The following is a 20,896-nucleotide window of genomic DNA, read 5'->3' as shown; positions in this document are numbered from 1 at the left end:
CGTTCTGCGGCGGCGTGGAACAGTTCACTCCCCGTACCCGTCACATTCACGGCTGGCGTGTTGTGCTTAGGGTGGGCGATATGAAAAGCTGGCTTGCGGAAGTACGAAATTAAGGGGTTCATGCGGCGCTCCGTGCTACGTACTGGCACTGCGCGATGAAGTCCCGATAGTCCATGTCGCCCTTCATGCGGTTGCATGCGCGGCAGGCGGGAAGCATGTTGCTAATACCGTTTCCGCCGCCCTTGGCTTTGGGATGAAGGTGATCAAGGGTTATGTCTGAATCAGTCAGGCGCGTGCCGCAGTAGTGGCATTCGACGAATGGCCGACCGTTGAAGATTTTTGCGCGTAGCGTGCGGCGCTGGCCCGGACTCATGCTCATGCGGCGGCACTCCGCAGATCGGCGTTCTCCGATTCAAGGCGAGCCAGCTTCTCTTCCAGCGACTCCGCACGCGGAACCATGTCCATGCCGCAGTCGAAGGCCACCCACTGCTGCCAGCCCCAGTTACCGCAGGCATAGGCAAAGGAGCGAGCCTTGTCAGTCGGCATGTGCGCGTTGCCGCAGATCACGCGGGCAAGTTGCGATGGCTCAATCCCTACCATGCCAGCCACCTGCCGCTGCGACTTCTTGCCGTAGCGAATCGCGAGCAAGACGGCTTCACCGGATGACCGACACAACGACACCAAGTGAGCGGGGATGCGCTCTGGCGACTTGATGGCACCGATTAGTGATAATTCGCTTTGCATGGTGTGGCCTTGTGTTGACGGTTGGATTCAGGTGAAAAAGAAGGCACGTCAAACGACATGCCTTTGGGGGAACGTGATGCAGTTAGGAAGGAACGGATTTCGCGGCAATCTTCGCCAGTTCGTCGGCCAGCAGCTGGTGTGCCGTAACGCCCGTTTCGCGTTCGATAGCGGCGAAGTGTTTGGTTGCGATGGCCTGCCCGCGCGTCCACTGCCAGACAAGTCCTTGGGAGACTCCGATGCGAGCAGCCAGGGCGGTTTGACCACCTGCCACCTTGACCGCTGTATTGATGGCTTCTGTCTTCATGGCCCCTATACTAGCTCAGGTAGTTTTGCAATACAAGCCCTGTTAGTGGTTTCTTCCGATGACGATCACTAGCCTTACTTGTATGAACAAGAAACGAGAACTAACCCCAGAAGAGATGCGCATGGCCGCCCTGATAAAATCGCGGCTTGATGCCATTCCAGGCATGACTCAGGACAGCCTTGGCGAGCAACTAGGGGTTTCTCAGGGCATGGTTTCGCATTGGGTAGATGGCCGGTCAGCAGTCACGGCGAAGCGTGCCCGCGCCTTGGCGAACGCCCTTGGAATTGACGATCCGGCGCTGATCAGCGTTGATTACAGGGAAATAGTTGGCCCAGTTAGTGCATCCGTTGGAACGTCTGAAGAGTCTCTAGCCCTGCGACTGGACACCTCTACGATTCTTAAAATCGTGGAGACATTCGAAGTTGTCCAAGAGATGTACAAGGACGAAGGGCGCGTTTACGACATAGAAGCGGAGCCAGAGCGGTTTTACGAGGCAATGACCACGTATGACCAACTCCCTGAGGGTCAGACGCTTAGCGAGTTTGTAAAGCTCAGCAAGCAAGTTCACTGGATATCGCCGCAGGGGGCGACTAGTTATGGACGAGGGAAAGAAGTGCCGGCTAAAGGCACTATTGGCCGAAAAGTGGGGAAGTGAGTTCACGGTAAGGCCTAGGCTGCAGCTGGTTCAGAGTGCCAACCAGCTCACAGAACGGAAACCTCTATGGATAGGGACTAGACCAGATCCGGTCGAGATGCAGATAGATGCAAAGGCCATGGAGGGTCGGCGGTAAGGCAACGCCGAACCTGACACGGTAAACACAGCACGAGGAACCCTAGGCCCGCTTCTGCGGGCCTTTTGTTGCGCTGCGCTAATTACTGAACTCTATCGTTTCGCTTTTCTACTAGTTCGGCTATTGCATTCTTCACTAGCACGGCTAATACTTCTCCCACGCCACCAAACCGGCGAAGGAGAACGAGATGACGAATTACACCTGGAAGTCCCACCCCATCCAGATCCGCGCCACTGTATTCGTCGAGGTCCGCGCCAATGCAAAGGGCGGCGTACTCGGCCAGAGCGACGACGTGTGGTTCCACGATCTTCACCTCACGCCAGAACAGATGCGCGCTATTGCCGCCAATCTGATCGAGGGCGCTGACAAGGTTGACGAAGCGGCACGGGGTGAGAAGTGAGCGCCGTCAAGAAGGTAGTCAAGCCAAAAGCCAACAAGGCTCCGGTCGTCATGGCGTACAAGGGTTTCGACAAAGACCTAAAGTGCCGCGACTTCCAGTACGCCATCGGTGAGACATACATCTACGATGGGAAGGTCGGCGCTTGTAACTCCGGCTTCCACGCCTGCGAGTATCCGCTACATGTCCTGCGTTATTACAAGCCGGGAACATCGCGCTTTGCCGTCGTAGAGCAGTCAGGCGAACTATCGCGTCACGGCGACGATACGAAGATTGCTAGCTCAAAGATCAAGGTCAGCGCGGAAATCAATCTTGCCGGACTGATCAAGGCAGCTATCGAATACACGACGAGCCGCGCAAAGCCGGTTAAGGGTTCGACCACCACCGCCAAGAATTCCGCTGCAACCGCATCGGGCTACTGCGGTGCTGCAACCGCATCGGGCAACTACGGTGCTGCAACCGCATCGGGCAACTACGGTGCTGCAACCGCATCGGGCGACTCCGGTGCTGCAACCGCATCGGGCTACTACGGTGCTGCAACCGCATCGGGCGACTGCGGTGCTGCAACCGCATCGGGCAACTGCGGTGCTGCAACCGCATCGGGCTACTGCGGTGCTGCAACCGCATCGGGCAACTACGGTGCTGCAACCGCATCGGGCGACTCCGGTGCTGCAACCGCATCGGGCAACTCCGGCGCTGCAACCGCATCGGGCTACTCCGGCGCTGCAACCGCATCGGGCAACTCCGGCGCTGCAACCGCATCGGGCTACTACGGTGCTGCAACCGCATCGGGCAACTGCGGTGCTGCAACCGCATCGGGCGACTCCGGTGCTGCAACCGCATCGGGCAACTGCGGTGCTGCAACCGCATCGGGCTACTGCGGTGCTGCAACCGCATCGGGCAACTGCGGTGCTGCAACCGCATCGGGCAACTGCGGTGCTGCAACCGCATCGGGCGACTCCGGCAAGGTGCGTGGCATCGACGGCTGCGCCCTGTTCTTGGTCGAACGTGATTCAAATCGAAAGATCGTCGCCGTATGGGCTGGTATCGCTGGGCGTGATGGCATCAAAGCTGACACATGGTATTCGCTCAAAGGCGGAAATCCGGTGGTGGTTTCATGAAAACTCACACCTTCCGCTACCAGAAGATCCAAGACCTGCGCAGCCCTCGCACGGCACGCAGCGAGTTCCGCAGCCACGCGAAGCGGCTGGATATTGTCAAGTTCCCGCCGGCACCGAAGCCCGTCCCTGAGTCGCACGAAACACCGTGGATCGTCGCGATGTTCGCAATCGGCTCATTCCTCCTTGCTGCACGACTGATGTGGTTGCTGTGATGAAATTCGAGATTTGTAATCGCTGGTCCGGCGCGGTCCAGTACACCTGCGAACTGAGCGCTGAAGTTGCCGACAAGTCGTATAGCTTCCAGCTCGGTTTTGCAGTAAGGGCGGCTCGCGATAGCGGTGCCAACCTGAGCGGTGCCGACCTGCGCGGTGCCAACCTGAGCGGTGCCGACCTGCGCGRTGCCAACCTGAGCGGTGCCAACCTGCGCGATGCCAACCTGAGCGGTGCCAACCTGCGCGATGCCAACCTGAGCGGTGCCAACCTGCGCGATGCCAACCTGAGCGGTGCCAACCTGMGCGRTGCCAACCTGAGCGGTGCCAAAAAAGCAGAACACGCTATTGCGAGAACGCGAATCCTTCCTGACGGAGACCTGATCGGCTGGAAGAAATGCAGGCACGGCGTGATCGTGAAGCTGCGCATTCCCGAGGACGCAAAACGCTTCCACGCTTTCGGTCGCAAGTGCCGTGCCGAATATGCCGATGTTCTGGAAGTGTTCAACGGCGACAAGGGCATTTCCACCCATGACGGCAAAACGGAGTACGTCGTCGGTGCACGCATCCTCCCCGATGCATTCGATACCGACTGGACGAAGGAATGCAGCAACGGCGTGCATTTCTTTATCACCAAATTGGAAGCTGAAGACTATGTCTGAAGCAACTAAAATGTGCACATCCTGCAAGAAAGATTTGCCGGTGACTGAGTTTTACCCGCATAAGCGGGCAAAATCTGGTCTTCAACCAAATTGCAGGACCTGTGCCAGAGCTTGGCATAAAGCAAGACCTGATTATGTTCGAGCAAAAAACGCTGCATACAAGGCCGCAAATCCAACATATTTCAGGGATTGGCAGCGAATCAATAAGTACGGCGTTACGCCGGAGGACGCGTCTGCTATGCGGGCAAGCCAAAACGGCAAGTGCCCAGGGTGCCTACGTGAACTTTCTGAGCACAAGGAGTGTGTTGACCACTGCCATACAACAGGAAAGGTGCGCGGGCTCTTATGTGATGACTGCAACGTTAGCCTAGGTAGGTTGCGGGACAGTGCGGAAACACTACGCCGCCTTGCTAACCACATTGAGGCTGAGGACTACGTATGAACCTAGCCCGCGCACAACTGAACTACGACAACAGGCTTCCGCCAGATGACTCGATGCGAGAGGCTGCTATTGAGTCCCGCACTGAGCAGCTAACCGCCGATTACTGGCAGGACCTGGAATACCTCAGCGATGCACTAAGCGACGTGGCAATCACGGTCGGCTGGTATCGCAACCGTAAGCCGGTTCACCACGGCGCGGTTCGGCTGCTGACTCTACTTCGCGACGGATCTGACGATCTGGAATTGGCCCAAATAATCCGAGAGGCGGCGCTGCAGTATATCGCGGCGACTGCTGGCGATGAGGCTGAACACGAATCACTTGAAAGGGGTGACTTGTGAGCGAGCAGATTAAGGATGGTGGGCCGCTTGAGCTTGCAGTGTTCTCCGGCAAGTGCCTGGAGGGCGTGTGCGGAATAGCCACAGGATTTCATGACATGCATGGAAAGCCGTTGCGCACAGGTGACATTGTAATCACCTATGCGGTGCGCGAAGGCGACGAGGGTGCGGCTAGCTACCTGCCGGATGGGTTGACCGCTGTCGTCAGTGATGAATGGACGAGCTATTCAGATGGCTCATTTGTGCGCAAGGAAGATGCTCCGGTGTATTTCGTCATGGGCATCAGAAGCGTCCCTCTCGATGATCCGGACACATGGCGCGTGAGTCGCGTCAAGGGCTACGAGGACGTAATTGACGGCGAGCATTGGAGCGCCTATGGCTTCAATTACGGGCCGATCCCTGAGCCAGTCCGCCCGGAGCTTGCCGTGGCCCGCGAGTCCAAGTCATGACCGCCCGCCACACCCTAGCCAATCCCCACACGCTGACCGACGCCCAGCTACGCGCCGAGTTGTCACTAGCCATCGCAGCCCACCACTACCCGCGCCATGCGTATGCACAGCGCAATTTTCCCAACGCCGCCCATGTCAGACAGGAACCCTCGCCTGCTGATACTGGCGTGGGTGGCGAACTTTTGAGGATGGAAGGATGAGCCAGAAAATCGTATGTGAGATTGGCCTGACAGAGACGGAATTTAAGGCGGTGCTATCACTAATTGGCTGCACTGCTGGCCGCAACTCTGAGCCAAACGATGCACTCAGCGACGTATTCGACGCGCTTCATAAGTTTGGCGAGAAGAGCGAGATACCGAGGAAATACCTTGATATTGAAGCCGGATTTTACAAGGGCGCCATTCAAGTAAATGGCTGGTCAATCGACGCACCGCGGTGAATTCCACCCTCCTCACCCTCGCAAAAGTAGCCGCCATCGTCCTATGCGCAGACCTGTTCGTGTGGATGTTCGGCGTGGTGGTTAAGGGTTTGGCAAACTAACTCAACAACGCCGGGATTCCGGCAGGGATTGAAATGAGCAACATCGCACGAGTTGAGCAGCAAGTGATTGCGCGGGATGTTTCGCCGATGCTTTCCATGATCGAGCGTGCTGCGCGTGATCCGTCTGTGGATATGGACAAGATGGAGCGTCTTGTTCAGATGAAGGTCGCCGAGGACAAGCGGCAGGCACAGGCGTCGTTCGATGCTGCCATGGCCGATTTGCAGCCCGAGTTGCCGACGATTGGCGAGCGCGGCAAGGCTGTTGTGCAGGGTCAGACGCGATATACCTTCGCGCTATGGGAGGACATTAACGCGGCGATCAAACCGGTTCTGATGAAGCACGGTTTCGCACTGACGTTCCGCACGTCCTTTGCGGATGGCATCACGGTCACCGGTGTCCTGTCGCACCGTGCGGGGCATCGAGAGGAAACCAGCATCACGCTCCCGAGTGATTCCAGTGGCAGCAAGAACGCCGTACAGGCCGTCGCGTCAAGCGTCAGCTACGGAAAGCGGTACACGGCTGGCGCGCTGCTGAACCTCACCAGTCACGGCGAGGACGATGACGCCTACCGCGCTGCTGTTGAAACGATCAGCGAGGAACAGGAAATACTCATCAACGACATGTTGGAAGCTACCGGAAGCGACAAGGCCAAGTTCCTGAAGTGGCTCAAGGTAGAGAGGGTAATCGACATTCCGGCGAAGTCGTTCGATTCGGTGATGGTCACGCTCAAGGCTAAGGAGCGCGCCAAGTGATCGATGCGCCGGAAATCTTCGATTGCAAGCAGGGAACGGCGGAATGGTTCGCCGCACGTCTTGGCATCCCGACAGCCTCAAACTTCTCCGCTGTTCTGGCGAAGGGCGAAGGAAAGACGCGCCGCGCCTATCTGCTGAAACTGGCTGGTGAAGCCATCACTGGCGAGTGCGTCGAGAGCTTCGGAAACATGCATACCGAGCGCGGGCATGCGATGGAGCCGGACGCCCGGAGCCTGTACGCCTTCGCGCATGACGTGGAGCCGCAGCTTGTCGGCTTCATGCGTCGCGGTCGTGCCGGGGCGAGTCCTGACAGCCTTGTAGGCGATAACGGCCTGCTGGAAATCAAAACCAAGCTTCCACACCTTCAACTCGACGTGCTGGACAAGGGCAAGTTGCCTAGCGAACACGTTGCCCAAGTTCAGGGGCAGCTCTGGATTTCTGGCCGTGAGTGGCTGGATTTCGTTTCCTACTGGCCCCGACTACCACTCTTCTGCGTCCGCGTCGAGCGTGACGAAAAGTACATCGAAAACCTTTCCCAAGCCGTCGCTGATTTCGTCGGCGAGCTTGATACCTACATCGAACGTTTCGGAGTGAAAGCAGCATGAGCGACATTCAATTCATCAACGGCCTGAACTTCAAGGCTCCCAACGAGAAAGCGCCGGAATACGTAAAGGCGAAAGGCTCGATCAAGCGCGCTGATTTGATTTCGACGCTTCAGGGTATGGATGGCGATTGGGTCAATTTCGACGTGAAGGTATCGCAGAACGGGAAATGGTATTGCGCCGTGGATACGTGGAGGCCGAACAGCGAAGGCCAGTCAGACCGCCCGGCACAGCGCCAGGAGTCGAAGGCGGCGCCAGTGGATAACGGATTTGATGATGACAGCATACCTTTTAAGTGAGGATTCACGCCATGAATGACTCGGCAACGAGTTGCGCTGAATCCACAAAGACATGCTTTAAATGTGGCGCCGTGAAGATGCGCTCTGAGTTCTACCAGCACCCGAAAATGGCTGATGACTTGTTAGGAAAGTGTAAGGAATGCACTAAGAGGGATGTTCGCAAGGGCCGGCATGATGGCGTCCGCGCGTATGACCGCCGCCGCTATAAGGAAAGGACTCACGAGCATAAAGCCAGGATCGCCGTAAATATGGCGATAGCAAATGGATCGCTGGTTAGGCCGGACGGTTGTTGGTATTGCGGAACAGCTTGCAAGCCAGAGGCGCATCACGCTGATTATATGAACCCTCTCGGCGTGGTGTTTCTTTGCAAGGAGTGCCACGCGGGATGCCACAAAATGACTACGGCAATCAAGAGTGGAAATGACTATGCGCGTCAGCTTGGCAAGCTTATGCGTGAAGAGTTTTGCGAATTAGGGCTGATTTGCAGCCTGACCACCACGAAGAGGATTGAGGGATGAGCAGTATCAGCAAGCATCACCGCGAATTGAACGAATCCGGCGAAGGGAAATGCTCTGTGCCGATGTGGTCTGGCGGATGCCCCAACGGATTTTGCGACAACGCCGCGTATGGGGAGCCGGAATTCAGCCAGCGCGCCATAAACCGTGTAACAGGTCAAACGTATCGCCTTGATGGCAGGTACGACGGCTATGTGCCTGGTCTAGCGTGCCATGCACATGGCGGGCCTCGCGTACGCACATTCATGGATGGTAGCGCGTGGTGCGCCGTATTGCCTGATTTCATCAACCTGCAGGAAAGCAATGCAGGGTTCGGCGAAACGCGTGAAGCGGCGATTGCGCAACTTGGATACCAGCCATGACCGCCCTTCGCGAACGTATCGTCGAAGTGCTTAGCCTTGGCAACTCGGCTAATACGCTGATCGAGTACGCACCGGCTGGCGAAAAGGCCCTCCGGATTATTCCCGAGATCCTTCAGATGCTCGACGCCGAGGGCGATGGCGGGGCGGTGGATGAGTGGAATAGACCACCCGTAACGTCATGGATGAGAAAGCGAGCCTGCGAAATCCTGCGCGAGCGGAATAGGTCACCCACCACTGGCGCGATTGGGGAGAATGGGAATGGGTAAGCGAATTGCGCTGTCCGCTGCGGCCTTTGTAGCCGTATGCGTAATGGGTGCGGTTGTCGGTAGTGCTACCGGCGCCTCATGGGGCAGCATGGATGCAGGATTCATCACGTTATACACTTTCATGGCGGCCAGTTTTGCGTTCGGTGCAGTTCTGGTATTGACGGAGCAAACCCCATGACCCTGCCCCAGGTAGTACAGGATGCGGTGAAGAATGTTGCGCGATCGCTGCGTGACGTGTTCATCGAAGAAGACATCGTGCACGAACAGATTGCCGAAATTCGCGCCCACATCACGAGCCAGGAGGCGGAGATTGAGCGACTTCTTGGCCGCGCCGTCCCGTTATCTGAATGGCAGATCATGGAATCCCGCCTCGCTGCGGCGAATGCGCTGCTGCGTGAGGCGCTGCAAGAGACCTTATCGAACGTCGGATTTATGGCGATGCACAACATCACTTACGGGTCAATTGAGTCGTCATCTTCCGTAGCAAAACGCATTGAACACCACCTGCAAGGAGCTGGCGATGAATGACTGGTTGCCAATTGATAGCGCGCCGAGGGATCGCCAGATACTGATATGCCGCGAAGGCGACGAGTGCTCGCATGCCGGATTCTGGCAAGAGGCCGTTGAGGATGGAGTCGATTACATGGGCGAAGATGCTGGATTCGTTGATGTGCATTTCCAGAACTTCTACCCGTCGCGGTCATTCGGGCAAATGGGAAGTCGATACCCCGGACGGCAACCTACGCTATGGCAGCCACTCCCGCCACCGCCAAGCACACCGGAGAAGGCAGAGTGAGCCAGAATCAAGCCGCCGTTGCGGAGCCGTGGCTAACCGTGCCGGAAGCAGCGAAGTATTGTCGCTGTTCCGTCCGCGCGTTCCTCAACATGCACCTGCCGGCCAATGACTCAGGCGGTCGCAAGGTCTACCATCAGCAATCCCTGGATGCTGCAATCACGGCCCGGACATGGCGAAACTCTACAAGCGCGGCCCCTGCTACTACCTCGACTGGTCAGACGGCGGCGAACGATTCCGGCGCAGTCTCGGGAAGATTGACAAGCAAGCGGCTCAGGCCATACAAGCCGAGAAAGAAGCAGAACTGCACGGGCTGATTACGCCCACGCGCGGCGCTAACGTCGCGCAGATCCTTGCCGAGTACATGGCGTGGTACGAACACGCGCGGCCGACCACGTTCAAGCGCGCCGTCTATACGTTCAAGCCGTTTTTGCTGAAGTTCGGCAACCATGCCGCCGAGGGCATTGACCCCGGCAAAGTCGAGACGTGGGAGCTTGGGCGCGAGGCACGAGGAAGCGCCAACAAGGCGGTCAGGCTCGCTAAGGCGGCGTTCAACCGCGCCATGCGTACCGGCGTCATCCGCGTCAACCCGATGAGCCGTGTGCAGTCCACACAGCCGCCGATTAGCCGCGCTCCGGACTATTACCGCCTTCCCCAGCTTAAAGCCCTCTACGGCTGCGAACGCGGCCCGCTGTGGCGCTTCATGGTCAACACCGGACTACGGCGTTCCGAAATGGCGAAGGCGCGCAGGGGTGACATACGCGATGGTCAGATCATCGTAGAGAGTACCGCCGAGGGGCGTACGAAATCAGGGAAGTGGCGAGCCGTGCCGCTGAATAGCGAGGCTTTGACGGCGCTCAAGAAGTTGGGCGCTGATCGACTGGCACTGTGCCATCCCGACACACTTGGGGATTGGTTCGCACAGGATCGCGACATACTCAAGCTGCCGGGATCGCTTCACTGGACGCGGCATACCTTCTGCACTGCCCTCGTCCAGCAGGGCGTCAGCCTGTACGATGTGCAGCGCCTTGCCGGGCACAGCTCGATCAAGGTGACGGAACAGTACGCCCGTCATGCACCAGGCCATGGTGTCGAAGCGGTCGGAAAACTTGCCGAATGGCACAGCGAATGGCACAGTAAAACCCGCAAACCCAAGCGCCCTCGTAGCTCAGTTGGATAGAGCGGCCCCCTCCTAAGGGGCAGGTCGGACGTTCGAATCGTCTCGAGGGCACCACTTTTCAAGTGCAAAGGCCGGCCTTGCCGGCCTTTGTGTTTTTGCGCTCACGAACTGCACGAGAGCATCGAGCAACCGGCCTTGTGCCGGGCCCAGTCCGGGCGCTTCTGCGCGAACGCCTCGCGGCCAGGCTGGTCGTCGTACGGGTGACGCATCACGTCGAGTAATTCATGAATGCCGCTCGCATCACCCTGCCCGGCGCGGTCGATCGCCTGCTGGGCGAGGTAGTTGCGCAGCACATAGCGCGGGTTGGCCAGGTGCATGCGTTCGCGGCGCTGGCCGGCCGATGTCGGATCATCGGCGAGCCGCGCGACATAGCGGGCCAGCCATGCGATGAGCACCGGCTCCGCCTCGCGTCGTTTCGCCTCGTCATAGAACGCGTCACGCATCGGCGCCAGCGTCGGCGCCCGCATGTCGACATCGGCCAGTGCGCGAAACCACAGCGTCATGTCGATCTCGGCCCGCTGCATGATTTCATGCAGCGACTCCATCAACGCCACGTCGTCATCGCGGCATTCACCCAGACCGAGCTTCGCGGCGATGTTGTTGCGATCGGCAGCGGCATACGTCGCCGCATAGCGATCCAGTCCAGCCTGCAGCGGCGCGACGTCACCAAACAGCGGCGCCAGCGCGCCGGCGAGACGGCTGAGGTTCCACCAAGCCACATCCGGCTGCTGGCCGAAGCGATAGCGGCGGCGCTGCGCGTCGGTGGTATTCGGCGTCCATTCCGCGTCGTAGTTGTCGACCCAGCCATACGGGCCGTAGTCGATGGTGAGGCCGAGGGTCGACATGTTGTCGGTGTTCATCACGCCATGCACGAAGCCCACACGCATCCAGTGCGCGATCATCGTGGCGGTGCGTTCGCACACCTGTGCGAACCAATCGGCGTACAGCGCCTCGCCCTGCCCGGCGAGCTCCGGGAAATCACGGCGGATGGTGAAGTCGACCAGCTGCCGCAACAGCGCGGTATCGCCGCGCGAGGCCGGCAATTCGAAGTTGCCGAAACGGATGAACGACGGTGCGACACGGCAGACAATCGCACCCGGCTCCGGCGCCGCGTGGCCGTCGTAGAACATGTCGCGCAGCACCGGCTCGCCGGTGTCGACCAGGCTGAGCGCGCGCGTGGTCGGCACGCCCAGGTGATGCATCGCCTCGCTGCACAGGAACTCGCGCACCGACGAACGCAGCACCGCGCGGCCATCCGCACCGCGCGAATACGGCGTCAGTCCCGCGCCCTTCAGCTGCAACTCCCAGCGTTCGCCGGCCGCATTGATCACCTCGCCCAGCGAGATCGCGCGACCATCACCGAGTTGGCCCGCCCAATGACCGAACTGATGCCCGCCATAGTTGGCCGCATAGGGCTGCATGCCATCGAGCAGCGCATTGCCGCCGAACAGCCGGGCGAAGTCGGGCGCAGCGACATCCGCTTCGCTGAAACCGAGCGTCGCCGCCATCTCCGCCGAGTGTGCCAGCAAGCGCGGCGTCGGCACTGGCGTGGGCTCGACGCATGAATACAGCGCGCCTTCGACCTGGCGCAGACGCGCGCCCTGCTCCGGATCGCCGGGCAGCTCTCGCACGAATGCGTTGTCGAATTGCAGGGTGAGCATCGTGATCGCGCCAGTGGAAACGGTGCAACTTATATCCGGGCGCCATCGGCTCCATGCAAGGTGAAGCCCCGCAATCCGCATGGGTCGGGCCGGGCGACGGACGTCGGCACGTCAGGCGTTCAGCGCGCCCTGACCTGCCCGCGGCCTGGCTTGCGATGGAGCGCGTTCAGCCGCTGGTAGACGGTCAGCACGGCGGTGCCGTAATCCCTCGCCAGGGTCGGCGTATGGCTGTGGTAGTAACCCACACCCAGCACCCGATCGCGGGTCTGGTGCATGCCATCGTGCAGGATCTTTGCGGCCACGGTGATGTTGGTGCGCGGATTCAACAGGGTCAGTGGGTCACGCACCGCGTCGCGGTGCATCGGGTAGTAGACCTGCATGATGCCGACGTCCTGCACGGGCGAACCGAACTGGCTCGCCGCAGCCATCGCCAACTGCACGTCATGACGGTCGCCGCGCACCAGGTGGTCGTTGACGCGGAACAGCCACGGCGTGGGCGCGACCCTGCCATCCGGGTACAGCGCTTTCGATTCCACCAGGGCGACGCTGTACAGCAGCAGCGGATCGACACCGGAAGCCTTGCCGATTTCGGACCACAGGCTCTGCCGGGAGGTGATGTCCAGATCGGGCTCCTCGATCGGCATCATCAGATCCATCGTGCTGACATCGGACAACAGGCTGCGATCGGTTTCGGCTGCCCCGGGACGGGCGGCCGATGAAACCGTCGGCTCGATGGCCGGCGCCGGCGCGATAGTCGCCAGCGCGGGAACCGCCATGGCCGGCATAGACAACGGAAATACGGCAGGTGCATGTCTCGCGGGAGCGGCAGCCGCCATTCTGGCGGGTGTCGCCGGCACCCCCGGATGCCGCATGCCCATGCGCAGCAGCAAGAGCGCAACGCAAGCGACAGCACCGACGGCGACATCCGCCATGAGCCTGTAACGATGTGCGCTTACCCATACGGGCCACGGCATCGCCCGCGTCCGCGCCCACAGCACGATCCTGGCGTCGACGACCCGACGCAAACCGGCCGCCGCCATCACGCGCCATCCATCCAGCGGCCACGCGGGCGGCAACAGCCAGCCTTGCGCTGACGGCGGCGATACGCCCGGGCTCAGGCGGCCGGCCACGACTCGCGAACGCATCCACTGGGCGGGTGCCGGCATCCGGACAGCCCGGTCGATGCGGCTTGTCGGAGCGTCACCGGATTTCCAGCGCGCCGGCGCCATCAGATGCACGTGCCCCGATTCCCCGCGAGCGCCTCGCGCAGCCATGGCAGCGTCGAACGAAGACTTGCCCCCATCCGTCTCGGGGCATGCGTTCGAGGGCGAACGAAGTCGGACGCGGTCGCGCTTGGGTCGAACGAATTGGCACTCGGGAGACGTGGTCGCCACGAGAGATGTGACCAGGAAGCCGCCGGTACGAGGGTGCTCGTGGCCCTCGTCGTGCAGAGCCTCTGCGGTCGCTGGGATCAAACCATCCACGAGTGCATCCTGGTCAGAAGCCTTGCTGCGGCAGACGCCACGGTCGCGTCGGGGCCGCCATTAAAGCAGTTTTGCCATGCACGTTCCTGCGAGCGCCCTGAAGCAGGCCGCAGGCCTGGCCCGCGGAAGATTGCGCAGCAGGTACGAGCCGGTTCAGCTGCCGCTATAGTCGGCACCGACCCTGCCTCCGAGAAGCGCATGAACGACTTAGCACCGCCCTCTGGCCTCAACGCTGATGCCCTGCCCGCGGATGCGCCTTACATCGTAGCCACCACCCGCTGGGTGGAGCGCGCGGTGATCGGCCTCAACCTGTGTCCGTTCGCCCGCGCGCCGCATGTGCAGGGCAAGCTGCGCCTGCGGGTGAGCCATGCGCGCGACACCGACGCGCTGCTCGACGACCTGTGCGGTGAACTGCAGTCACTCAACGCGCTGGCGCCGGACGAGTGCGAAACCGGCCTGCTGATCCATCCGTTCGTGCTGACCGACTTTCTCGACTACAACGACTTCCTCGATGTCGCCGATGCCGCCGTGCAGACGCTGGGGCTGGAAGGCGAGTGGCAGGTAGCCAGCTTCCATCCCGACTACCAGTTTGCCGACAGCGCACCGGGTGCGATCGAGAATTTCAGCAACCGCTCGCCCTACCCCACGCTTCATCTGCTGCGCGAATCGAGCATCGAACACGCGATGGATGCGATGAGCGACACCGACAGCATCTACCGGCGCAATATCGAGACGCTGCAACGCCTCGGCACCGATGGCTGGCAGGCGCTGTGGCGCGATGACGACAGGTAAGCACACCGCCTTCACGGCAGTCGGTTCATGTGTGCAAGCCCCGACCCTGTCATGCTGACGAGTGAACAATCTCCCCGACCCCTACGCGGAAAGCGTCGACCCCAGCGTGCAATGCACGACCTGCGAAGCCGTGTGCTGCCGCCTCACCGTGGTGCTGATGCCGGAAGATCATGTGCCGGCGTGGCTGGTCGATCGCGACACCCATGGCATGGAAACCCTGGCCAAGGGCGAGGACGGCTGGTGCGTCGCCGTCGATCCGAAAACCTCCGGCTGCACGATCTACGACGATCGCCCGACCATCTGCCGCAAATATGCGATGGGTAGCCCGAGCTGCCGTGACGAGCGGCACAAGTGGTTCGGCGCGACGATTCCCACTGCGGTGCACATGCTGTAACTGAGTCGTGACGAGTCAGGCGGTGCCGCTGAAGATCAATGCGACCTCATCAGCATCGATCGCGCGCCATTCGCCCAGCGGCAGCTCGCCCAGGGTGAGTCCGCCGACCGAAATGCGTCGCAGCGTCTCGACGTGATTGCCGGCGGCGGCGAACATGCGGCGCACCTGGTGATAGCGGCCTTCGGTAACAGTGAGCCGCGCATGCCGTGGTCCCAATACGTCGAGCACGGCCGGGGCCAGCGGCTCCTTCTCCGTCTCCAGCATCAGCGTGCCGCTGGCGAACAACTCAGCTTCGTCGCCGCGCAGATCCTGCGCCAGCGTGGCCTCGTAGACCTTGCTCACCTGCGCCTTCGGCGAGATGATCCGGTGCAATAGCGCACCGTCGTCGGTGAACAGCAGCAGACCCGTGGTATCGCGATCGAGCCGACCCACGCTGGACAGCACCGGCGAACGCACGTTGTAGCGCGGCGGCAGCAGGTCGTAGACGACCCGACCGGGATCCTTGCGTGAACAAGTGACACCGAGCGGCTTGTTCATCATCAGCACCAGACCCGGTGGCGGATCAAGTGGCTCGTCGTCGACGCGGATGGTTTCGTACGGAACCACATCGTCGGCGTAGAGCACCTCGCCATCGGCATCGGTGATGCGGCCGGAGCGGAACAGCTGCGTCACATCCTTGCGGCTGCCATAACCCAGGTTCGCAATGAGCTTGACCAGTTTCATGGTTTGACCTGTTTCATTGCTTCACTCCAACCGCTTCGATCACCTTGAATCCCTCTTGCGTCACCAGCGTGCGCACGTCGCGAAAACGCGCCGTCAGTATCGCCTCATACGGCAGGTGGCGGTTTGCCACGATGAATAGACGGCCGTTTGGTTGCAGCGCTTCGGCCGCGGTTGTGATGAACGCCCGGCCCAGTTCCGGCAGATCGGCACGGCCCTGGTGAAATGGCGGATTGCTGACGATGGCGTCGTAGCGCTGCGACAGGCCACGCGTGACATCGTGCCAGCGCACGGTCACCGCCACGTCGCGGCCGCACTCGCGCTGCGCCCTGGCCAGATTGATCCGCGCCGGTTCAAGCGCGCGCGCCTCGGCCTCGTACAGGTCGATCGCGCTGACACCATGGCAACGCGCGACGACCTGGCTGGCAAGGTAGCCGTAGCCGGCGCCGAGATCTGCCACCCGCCCTTGCAGATCGGCCGGCAGATGCGCCGCCAGCAGCGCTGACGCTCGGTCGATGCGATCCCACGCAAACAGGCCGGGACGGCTGACGTAACCGTCGACGATCGCGCGCGGCGCATCCAGCGCCAGCCATTCGGCCAGCACGGCTTGATCGATTTCGGCTGTGTTCGGCGTGCTCCAGAACACCCGGCACTTGTGCTTGGACTGATGTTGCACGGCACCGGCCAGCCTCGCCAGATCCGCCTCGCCCGACTTCGCGCCCTCGGCATTCGGCATCGCCGCCAGCACGGTGCCGCCCGGGGCCGTGTGCAACAAGGCACGGGCAAACAACGCACGCGCCTCGTCGCGTTGACGCGGCGGCAGCACCAGTACCAGCGGGAATACTTCATCGGCCGCCGGCTCACCCACACGCAGACCGTTGCGGGCCAGCTCGTCGGCAAACGGCATGAAGCCCTGCTCGCATAACCAGCCGGGCTGCGCCACCTCGCGCAGCCGTACACCGGCACGCGCACTCAGGAACAGCACGCGGCCATCGGCCGGCAGGCGCAATTCCGACGACTCGAAGGGCACGAACAGGGCAGCCAGCGCCGCATCCGGCGCGGCCGCGGAGAATCCGGCAGCAGTCACGTCATGTCTTCAACAGTGAAACGGAGGGGCATTGTACGTGGCTGCCGCCCTCACGCCGGCTGATGGCGTATATCTGCGGATTCAGCTGCCGCTGTGTGCGTTGACCGCGTCCATCACGCGCGCCGAAAACACTATCGCGGCACCGGCATTCATCGCCACGGCCACACCGAGTGCCTCGGCAATTTCCTCGCGGGTGGCACCGTGCTTCAGCGCCTCGCCGGTATGCACGGTGATGCAGCCATCGCAACGGGTGGTGACCGCCACTGCCAGCGAGATCAGTTCGCGCGTCTTGGCATCCAGATGGCCGGTCTTCTCGCCGGCACCGGAGAGGGTCTGATAACCCTTCAACGTATCCGGGCTCAGCTTGCCGATCTCGCCGATGCGTCCGATCAATTCCTTGCGGTAACCCAGCCAATCCAACATGGGAATCACCTCGCTGACGTGGCGGCCAGACACCGCGCCCGGCCGTGGTTGCCGATGATGCGCCAGGGTCAGTAAATTCGCACTAGCGACTCAGCGCGTGCTGCCGATCGTCGCGGCAGCAGCAGCAGGCAACTCCTGCAACATCTGCGCGGCCAGCGGCTGGTAACCACCGTCGAAATGATGACTGCCCTTCTTGGCGTGAACCGTCACCCAGGCCGGCAGGTTCGGTGCGCTGCAGATACTGTCTTCGCTGTCGTCCAGGCCGTAGTAGCAGACCGTGGGCGGCTGACCCTGCAACGCTTGCAGCGGCGGCAGGGTATCGTAATGCCGGATCGGATTGAGGTGCTGCAGCAGCGTCTTGACGTGTTCCTTGAACCAGCCCTGCCGGATCATGTAGCCCTCGAGTTCGATCTCGAAGGTTGTATCCCGGCTTGGCGACAGCAGCACCAGCTGGGTGATCCGCGCGCGATTGACCGGACTGAGCTTGCCGATGATCGTCGGCAACACATCGGCGCCGAACGAAAAGCCCACCAGCCAGATCCGCCGCTTGCCCCACTCGGCGACATATTTCGTCATCAGCGCATCGAGCTGTCGCGCCGACTCTTCCGGCGTGCGCTCGCGCCAGTAGTACTTGAACGTGTTGACGCCGAGTACCGGAATGCCCCGATCGATAAACGCGATGCCCAGGCGCCGGTCGAGGTCGGCCCAGCCACCGTCACCGGAATAGATGATTGCCATGACGTCGTCCTTGCCCGCCGGCGCTGGTGTGCTGATGCCCGCGACGGGCAGCACCACGGTGGCCTGCTCCAGGCTGACCCGCGACCACGGACTCCAGATCAGCGCGATACCCATCAGGCCTGCGCCTGCCGCTGCCAGCATGATCCAGCTCCTGCGTTTCATCGGCGCACAACGCCGGAGAGTCCACCGCCGATCAGGCTGGCCACGTTGGCCAGGATCATCGGCAAGGCGATGCCGCCGGGCACCGCAATGTAGCGCGGCTCCCATTCCGGATCGAATTTGTTCTTGTAGTGCTGCAGCCCGCGAAAATTGTAGAAGCGCTCGCCGCGGCCGAACACCAGCGCGCCGAAGCGGTTCCACAGCGGCGCCTGCCGCCGGTTCTGCAGCCCGGCCAGCGGCGCCATGCCCAGGTTGAACCACTGGTAACCCTCGCCGCGGGCCCACAGCATCAGTTCCACGAACAGGTAATCCATGATGCCGCTGGGACCGTCGGGCAGATGTCGCATCAGGTCCACCGATGCTTCTTCGCGGGTATCGTTGAGAAACAGATTCGCGAACGCCACCAGCTGACCGCCCTGCCACACCAGTGCCATCGGTGTGCGCACCAGGTAGCTCGGGTCGAACGCGCCCAGCGAGAAGCGTTTTTCGCGTACGCGCTTTCCGCGCAACCAGGCATCGGAAACTTCCCGCAGGTGCGGCAACAGCGACGCCACCGCGTCGGCGGATACGATCTCCATGCGCAGGCCATCGCGGGTCAACTTGTTCACCGTGTTGCGCAGCACCTTTCTGGATTTTCCGTCCAGGTTGAACGTCTCCAGCCGCACGCGCGCCTCTTCGCCGATCTTGAGCAGGTTCATGCCCACTTCCAGGTACAGGTCCAGGTCCGCCGGGCTTACCTGGTAGAACACCGGCCAGCCACCGGCGCGCTCGCACTGTTCGAGAAACGTCCAGACCAATTCGCGCCGCGCGTCCTCGTCGACGCCGACCGGATCTCCCATCGTCACCCAGCTGCGGCCTTCGATGTCGTACATGACGAAGGCCTTGTGCGTGGGGTCGAACAGCAGTGTCTTGTCGCCCATCAGCGCCAGATGGGCCTGCGCGGAGGGAAACTGCTTGATCAGCGGCAACGCCCGGGCCAACTCTGCCTCGCTCGGTGGCTCGCGACGCAGCCGCACGGGGCGGATCAGGCTGGCCAGCGCAAACAGCATGCCTGCTGTCGCCGCGGCAACCAGTGCGCGCAACGCGCGCGGCGCGCCGCCCTGATGGAAGCTGAACTGCCACCACAAATCGGCGCTGTAATCGACATGCTTGTAGCTGAACATCACCAGCCAGGTGGCACAGCCAAGCACCGCCACGATCGCCACGATCCAGCCGATCGAGAAGGTGGTGCTGAATAGCGACGCGCGCCGATGAAACAGCCGATGCGCCGGTGCCAGGGCCATCGCCAGCAGGGTCAGCAGGGTGGCCTCCTCGTAATCGATGCCCTTGAGCAGCGAAAACGCCGCGCCGGCCACCAGCAACACCAGGGTCAGCACGTACGCCGCATCCAGCCGTCGTTGCAGGCCGCGGGCCAGGATCAGCAGCAGCATGCCGATCACGCTGGCCAGCAGGTGCGAGACTTCGAGTACCGACAGCGGCAACACCTCGCGCAGGATCGCCATGCGCTCGGGCAAGGCGCGGGTCGCGCCGGAGAACAGCAGCACCGCGCCGGATACCAGTGTCAGCCCGGCAAAGAACGACGGCAGCAGACCGGTGAACCATGGCGCCCACAGCGACTTGCGGCGCAGCCCGCGCGCCTCGCGCTGCAGCACCAGCACGGTGGCCGAACACAACGGCAACAGGTAATAGATGACGCGGAACACCGCCAGCGCACCCAGGATCGGCGCCGCCAGCGCCTCGTTGCCGGTGGCACCGAAGCCGGCCAGCATCACCGCCTCGAATACGCCCAGGCCGCCGGGCACGTGACTGATCAGGCCGATCATCTGGGCGATCACGAAGATCGCCAGGAAATGCCCGAAGCCGTTGTTCAGCTCGTTCGGCATCAGCACGTAGAGCACCGCCGCGGCCAGGCCCCAGTCGAACGCACCGACCAGGATCTGCCGCAAACCCGTCGCCGGTGATGGCAGGCTCACGCGCCAGCGCCACAACCGCAGCGGATGCCGGATCAGGCCACCGGCCAGCCACGCCAGCGGCAGCAAGGTCAGCAGCATGCCCATCGGCAGGCCGAATGCGGCCAGCGGAAGCTCCGGCGGCACCGGCACGAGCAGCAGGGTCACGCCGGTCAGCGCCAGCAGGCCCAGCCAGAAACTGAGAGTACAGAACAGCACGACACGTGCCACCTCGGTGGTGGACAGGCCGCTCTGGATATAGAAGCGATAGCGGATCGAGCCGGATACCAGCAGCGACATGCCCACCGCATTGCTGAAGGCATAGCTGATGAAGGAAATCAGGCTGACCCGGCGCCACGGCAGCTGGCGGCCGATCGAGGCCAGCGCGAAGCGGTCGTACAGCGTCATCACCGCGTAGCCCAGCGTGGTGAGCAGCACGGCCAGCAGCAGTCGTCCGTGCGAGATGCCCTGCACGTACCGCCGCACCTGGTGATAGTTCACCTCTCTGGCCAGCAGGTGCAGTGCCCACAGCGCCAGGCACAGCATGGCCACCGACAGCAGCGGCCCGGCGAGCCTGCGCAGCAACATCATGCGCTGGCTCGGTGGCGCCAATGCGGGCCCGGCGCCGGGAACCTGCTCGACCTTTTCCTGCTGCTCCACGCGACGACCGACTCCCCTGAGGACTGCTTAGTGTAGGGCTTCAACCATTGCAGGCAATGCAGGAA

The 20,896-nt window shown here is 61.7% G+C and carries 29 protein-coding genes and 1 tRNA gene; 20 read left to right on the top strand and 10 right to left on the bottom strand.

The genetic code is table 11. The annotated features are described in order from the left end of the window. Window positions 1–118: 118 nt before the first annotated feature. The 3 genes from EAH75_RS01330 to EAH75_RS01320 all read right to left on the bottom strand — a co-directional run bounded on the left by EAH75_RS01330 (window position 119) and on the right by EAH75_RS01320 (window position 1,048). On the bottom strand, window positions 119–379 hold the full coding sequence (locus EAH75_RS01330) for an HNH endonuclease (RefSeq protein ID WP_140803816.1): 261 nt from the start codon (window positions 377–379) through the stop codon (window positions 119–121). Continuing rightward, window positions 376–744: a hypothetical protein gene (locus EAH75_RS01325; protein ID WP_140803814.1), complete on the bottom strand. Its 369-nt coding sequence runs from the start codon at window positions 742–744 to the stop codon at window positions 376–378. Before EAH75_RS01325 ends, EAH75_RS01330 begins: the two co-directional genes overlap by 4 nt. Window positions 745–826: 82 nt before the next feature. After that, window positions 827–1,048 carry a transcriptional regulator gene (locus tag EAH75_RS01320; RefSeq protein ID WP_140803813.1) on the bottom strand — a complete coding sequence of 74 codons (222 nt, stop codon included), beginning with the start codon at window positions 1,046–1,048 and terminating at the stop codon, window positions 827–829. 121 nt (window positions 1,049–1,169) lie between these two features. Between EAH75_RS01320 and EAH75_RS01315 the strand changes: the two genes are divergently transcribed. From EAH75_RS01315 to EAH75_RS01230, 18 genes are all read left to right on the top strand, one after another. After that, window positions 1,170–1,703 carry a helix-turn-helix domain-containing protein gene (locus EAH75_RS01315; RefSeq protein WP_161596256.1) on the top strand — a complete coding sequence of 178 codons (534 nt, stop codon included), beginning with the start codon at window positions 1,170–1,172 and terminating at the stop codon, window positions 1,701–1,703. 323 nt (window positions 1,704–2,026) lie between these two features. Next, window positions 2,027–2,239, top strand: coding sequence for a DUF4105 domain-containing protein (locus tag EAH75_RS01310; protein WP_140803809.1), 213 nt, complete (start codon window positions 2,027–2,029; stop codon window positions 2,237–2,239). Further along, window positions 2,236–3,357, top strand: coding sequence for a DUF7666 domain-containing protein (locus EAH75_RS01305; RefSeq protein ID WP_206666183.1), 1,122 nt, complete (start codon window positions 2,236–2,238; stop codon window positions 3,355–3,357). The genes EAH75_RS01310 and EAH75_RS01305 overlap by 4 nt, the downstream gene beginning before the upstream one ends. Continuing rightward, complete coding sequence (locus tag EAH75_RS01300; protein ID WP_140803807.1) at window positions 3,354–3,569, top strand: hypothetical protein; 216 nt, start codon at window positions 3,354–3,356, stop codon at window positions 3,567–3,569. The genes EAH75_RS01305 and EAH75_RS01300 overlap by 4 nt, the downstream gene beginning before the upstream one ends. After that, complete coding sequence (locus EAH75_RS01295; protein ID WP_140803805.1) at window positions 3,569–4,228, top strand: pentapeptide repeat-containing protein; 660 nt, start codon at window positions 3,569–3,571, stop codon at window positions 4,226–4,228. The genes EAH75_RS01300 and EAH75_RS01295 overlap by 1 nt, the downstream gene beginning before the upstream one ends. Then, window positions 4,143–4,670, top strand: coding sequence for an endonuclease VII domain-containing protein (locus EAH75_RS20105; protein WP_428993485.1), 528 nt, complete (start codon window positions 4,143–4,145; stop codon window positions 4,668–4,670). Before EAH75_RS01295 ends, EAH75_RS20105 begins: the two co-directional genes overlap by 86 nt. Beyond that, window positions 4,667–5,008, top strand: a complete 342-nt coding sequence (locus EAH75_RS01285) for a hypothetical protein (RefSeq protein ID WP_140803801.1) — start codon at window positions 4,667–4,669, stop codon at window positions 5,006–5,008. The genes EAH75_RS20105 and EAH75_RS01285 overlap by 4 nt, the downstream gene beginning before the upstream one ends. Continuing rightward, entirely contained in the window at window positions 5,005–5,454 is a 450-nt protein-coding gene (locus EAH75_RS01280) for a hypothetical protein (RefSeq protein WP_140803799.1), read from the top strand. Before EAH75_RS01285 ends, EAH75_RS01280 begins: the two co-directional genes overlap by 4 nt. A gap of 196 nt (window positions 5,455–5,650) precedes the next feature. Next, window positions 5,651–5,893 carry a hypothetical protein gene (locus EAH75_RS01275; RefSeq protein ID WP_140803797.1) on the top strand — a complete coding sequence of 81 codons (243 nt, stop codon included), beginning with the start codon at window positions 5,651–5,653 and terminating at the stop codon, window positions 5,891–5,893. A gap of 134 nt (window positions 5,894–6,027) precedes the next feature. Beyond that, window positions 6,028–6,747: an ERF family protein gene (locus EAH75_RS01270; protein ID WP_206666182.1), complete on the top strand. Its 720-nt coding sequence runs from the start codon at window positions 6,028–6,030 to the stop codon at window positions 6,745–6,747. Beyond that, entirely contained in the window at window positions 6,744–7,352 is a 609-nt protein-coding gene (locus EAH75_RS01265) for a lambda exonuclease family protein (RefSeq protein ID WP_140803795.1), read from the top strand. Before EAH75_RS01270 ends, EAH75_RS01265 begins: the two co-directional genes overlap by 4 nt. Then, window positions 7,349–7,648, top strand: coding sequence for a hypothetical protein (locus EAH75_RS01260; protein WP_140803793.1), 300 nt, complete (start codon window positions 7,349–7,351; stop codon window positions 7,646–7,648). Before EAH75_RS01265 ends, EAH75_RS01260 begins: the two co-directional genes overlap by 4 nt. A gap of 11 nt (window positions 7,649–7,659) precedes the next feature. Then, window positions 7,660–8,166 (top strand): hypothetical protein, encoded by a 507-nt coding sequence (locus EAH75_RS01255; protein ID WP_140803791.1) that lies wholly within the window; start codon window positions 7,660–7,662, stop codon window positions 8,164–8,166. Continuing rightward, entirely contained in the window at window positions 8,163–8,525 is a 363-nt protein-coding gene (locus tag EAH75_RS01250; protein WP_140803788.1) for a hypothetical protein, read from the top strand. Before EAH75_RS01255 ends, EAH75_RS01250 begins: the two co-directional genes overlap by 4 nt. Then, a complete protein-coding gene (locus EAH75_RS01245; protein WP_140803787.1) occupies window positions 8,522–8,791 on the top strand; it encodes a hypothetical protein in 270 nt (89 codons plus the stop codon). The genes EAH75_RS01250 and EAH75_RS01245 overlap by 4 nt, the downstream gene beginning before the upstream one ends. A 174-nt stretch (window positions 8,792–8,965) precedes the next feature. Then, entirely contained in the window at window positions 8,966–9,319 is a 354-nt protein-coding gene (locus EAH75_RS01240; protein WP_140803785.1) for a hypothetical protein, read from the top strand. A gap of 437 nt (window positions 9,320–9,756) precedes the next feature. After that, a complete protein-coding gene (locus EAH75_RS19840; protein ID WP_241668855.1) occupies window positions 9,757–10,764 on the top strand; it encodes a tyrosine-type recombinase/integrase in 1,008 nt (335 codons plus the stop codon). Further along, window positions 10,742–10,818, top strand: a tRNA-Arg gene (locus EAH75_RS01230). Before EAH75_RS19840 ends, EAH75_RS01230 begins: the two co-directional genes overlap by 23 nt. A gap of 47 nt (window positions 10,819–10,865) precedes the next feature. On the opposite strand, the gene EAH75_RS01225 is transcribed toward EAH75_RS01230, so the two are convergent. Together EAH75_RS01225 and EAH75_RS19835 are read right to left on the bottom strand one after the other, a co-directional pair. Then, entirely contained in the window at window positions 10,866–12,425 is a 1,560-nt protein-coding gene (locus EAH75_RS01225; RefSeq protein WP_140803783.1) for a protein adenylyltransferase SelO, read from the bottom strand. Window positions 12,426–12,544: 119 nt separating this feature from the next. Then, window positions 12,545–13,591, bottom strand: a complete 1,047-nt coding sequence (locus tag EAH75_RS19835) for a transglycosylase SLT domain-containing protein (protein ID WP_240046262.1) — start codon at window positions 13,589–13,591, stop codon at window positions 12,545–12,547. A 516-nt stretch (window positions 13,592–14,107) separates the two neighbouring features. Here EAH75_RS19835 and EAH75_RS01215 point away from each other — a divergent pair. Both EAH75_RS01215 and EAH75_RS01210 read left to right on the top strand, forming a co-directional pair. Beyond that, window positions 14,108–14,701, top strand: coding sequence for a DUF1415 domain-containing protein (locus EAH75_RS01215; RefSeq protein WP_140652773.1), 594 nt, complete (start codon window positions 14,108–14,110; stop codon window positions 14,699–14,701). 61 nt (window positions 14,702–14,762) lie between these two features. Next, on the top strand, window positions 14,763–15,095 hold the full coding sequence (locus tag EAH75_RS01210) for a YkgJ family cysteine cluster protein (RefSeq protein ID WP_140652771.1): 333 nt from the start codon (window positions 14,763–14,765) through the stop codon (window positions 15,093–15,095). A gap of 15 nt (window positions 15,096–15,110) precedes the next feature. On the opposite strand, the gene EAH75_RS01205 is transcribed toward EAH75_RS01210, so the two are convergent. The 5 genes from EAH75_RS01205 to mprF form a co-directional block, all read right to left on the bottom strand. Then, on the bottom strand, window positions 15,111–15,818 hold the full coding sequence (locus EAH75_RS01205) for a pseudouridine synthase (protein ID WP_140652769.1): 708 nt from the start codon (window positions 15,816–15,818) through the stop codon (window positions 15,111–15,113). A 13-nt stretch (window positions 15,819–15,831) separates the two neighbouring features. Next, the gene (locus EAH75_RS01200; protein WP_140803781.1) at window positions 15,832–16,902 is read right to left on the bottom strand and encodes a class I SAM-dependent methyltransferase; all 1,071 of its coding nucleotides are present in this window, start codon (window positions 16,900–16,902) and stop codon (window positions 15,832–15,834) included. Window positions 16,903–16,983: 81 nt separating this feature from the next. Continuing rightward, complete coding sequence (locus tag EAH75_RS01195; RefSeq protein WP_140652765.1) at window positions 16,984–17,325, bottom strand: carboxymuconolactone decarboxylase family protein; 342 nt, start codon at window positions 17,323–17,325, stop codon at window positions 16,984–16,986. Between the two features lie 90 nt (window positions 17,326–17,415). Continuing rightward, entirely contained in the window at window positions 17,416–18,204 is a 789-nt protein-coding gene (locus tag EAH75_RS01190; protein ID WP_240046261.1) for an AcvB/VirJ family lysyl-phosphatidylglycerol hydrolase, read from the bottom strand. A 17-nt stretch (window positions 18,205–18,221) separates the two neighbouring features. Continuing rightward, complete coding sequence (gene mprF, locus EAH75_RS01185) at window positions 18,222–20,831, bottom strand: bifunctional lysylphosphatidylglycerol flippase/synthetase MprF (protein WP_241668854.1); 2,610 nt, start codon at window positions 20,829–20,831, stop codon at window positions 18,222–18,224. Window positions 20,832–20,896: the final 65 nt, after the last annotated feature.

It is taken from the genome of Rhodanobacter glycinis (genome assembly GCF_006438785.1).
GTDB lineage: Bacteria > Pseudomonadota > Gammaproteobacteria > Xanthomonadales > Rhodanobacteraceae > Rhodanobacter > Rhodanobacter glycinis_A.
The sequence above is the reverse complement of the archived record's forward strand: the minus strand, read 5'-3'. Positions and strand labels throughout refer to the sequence as shown.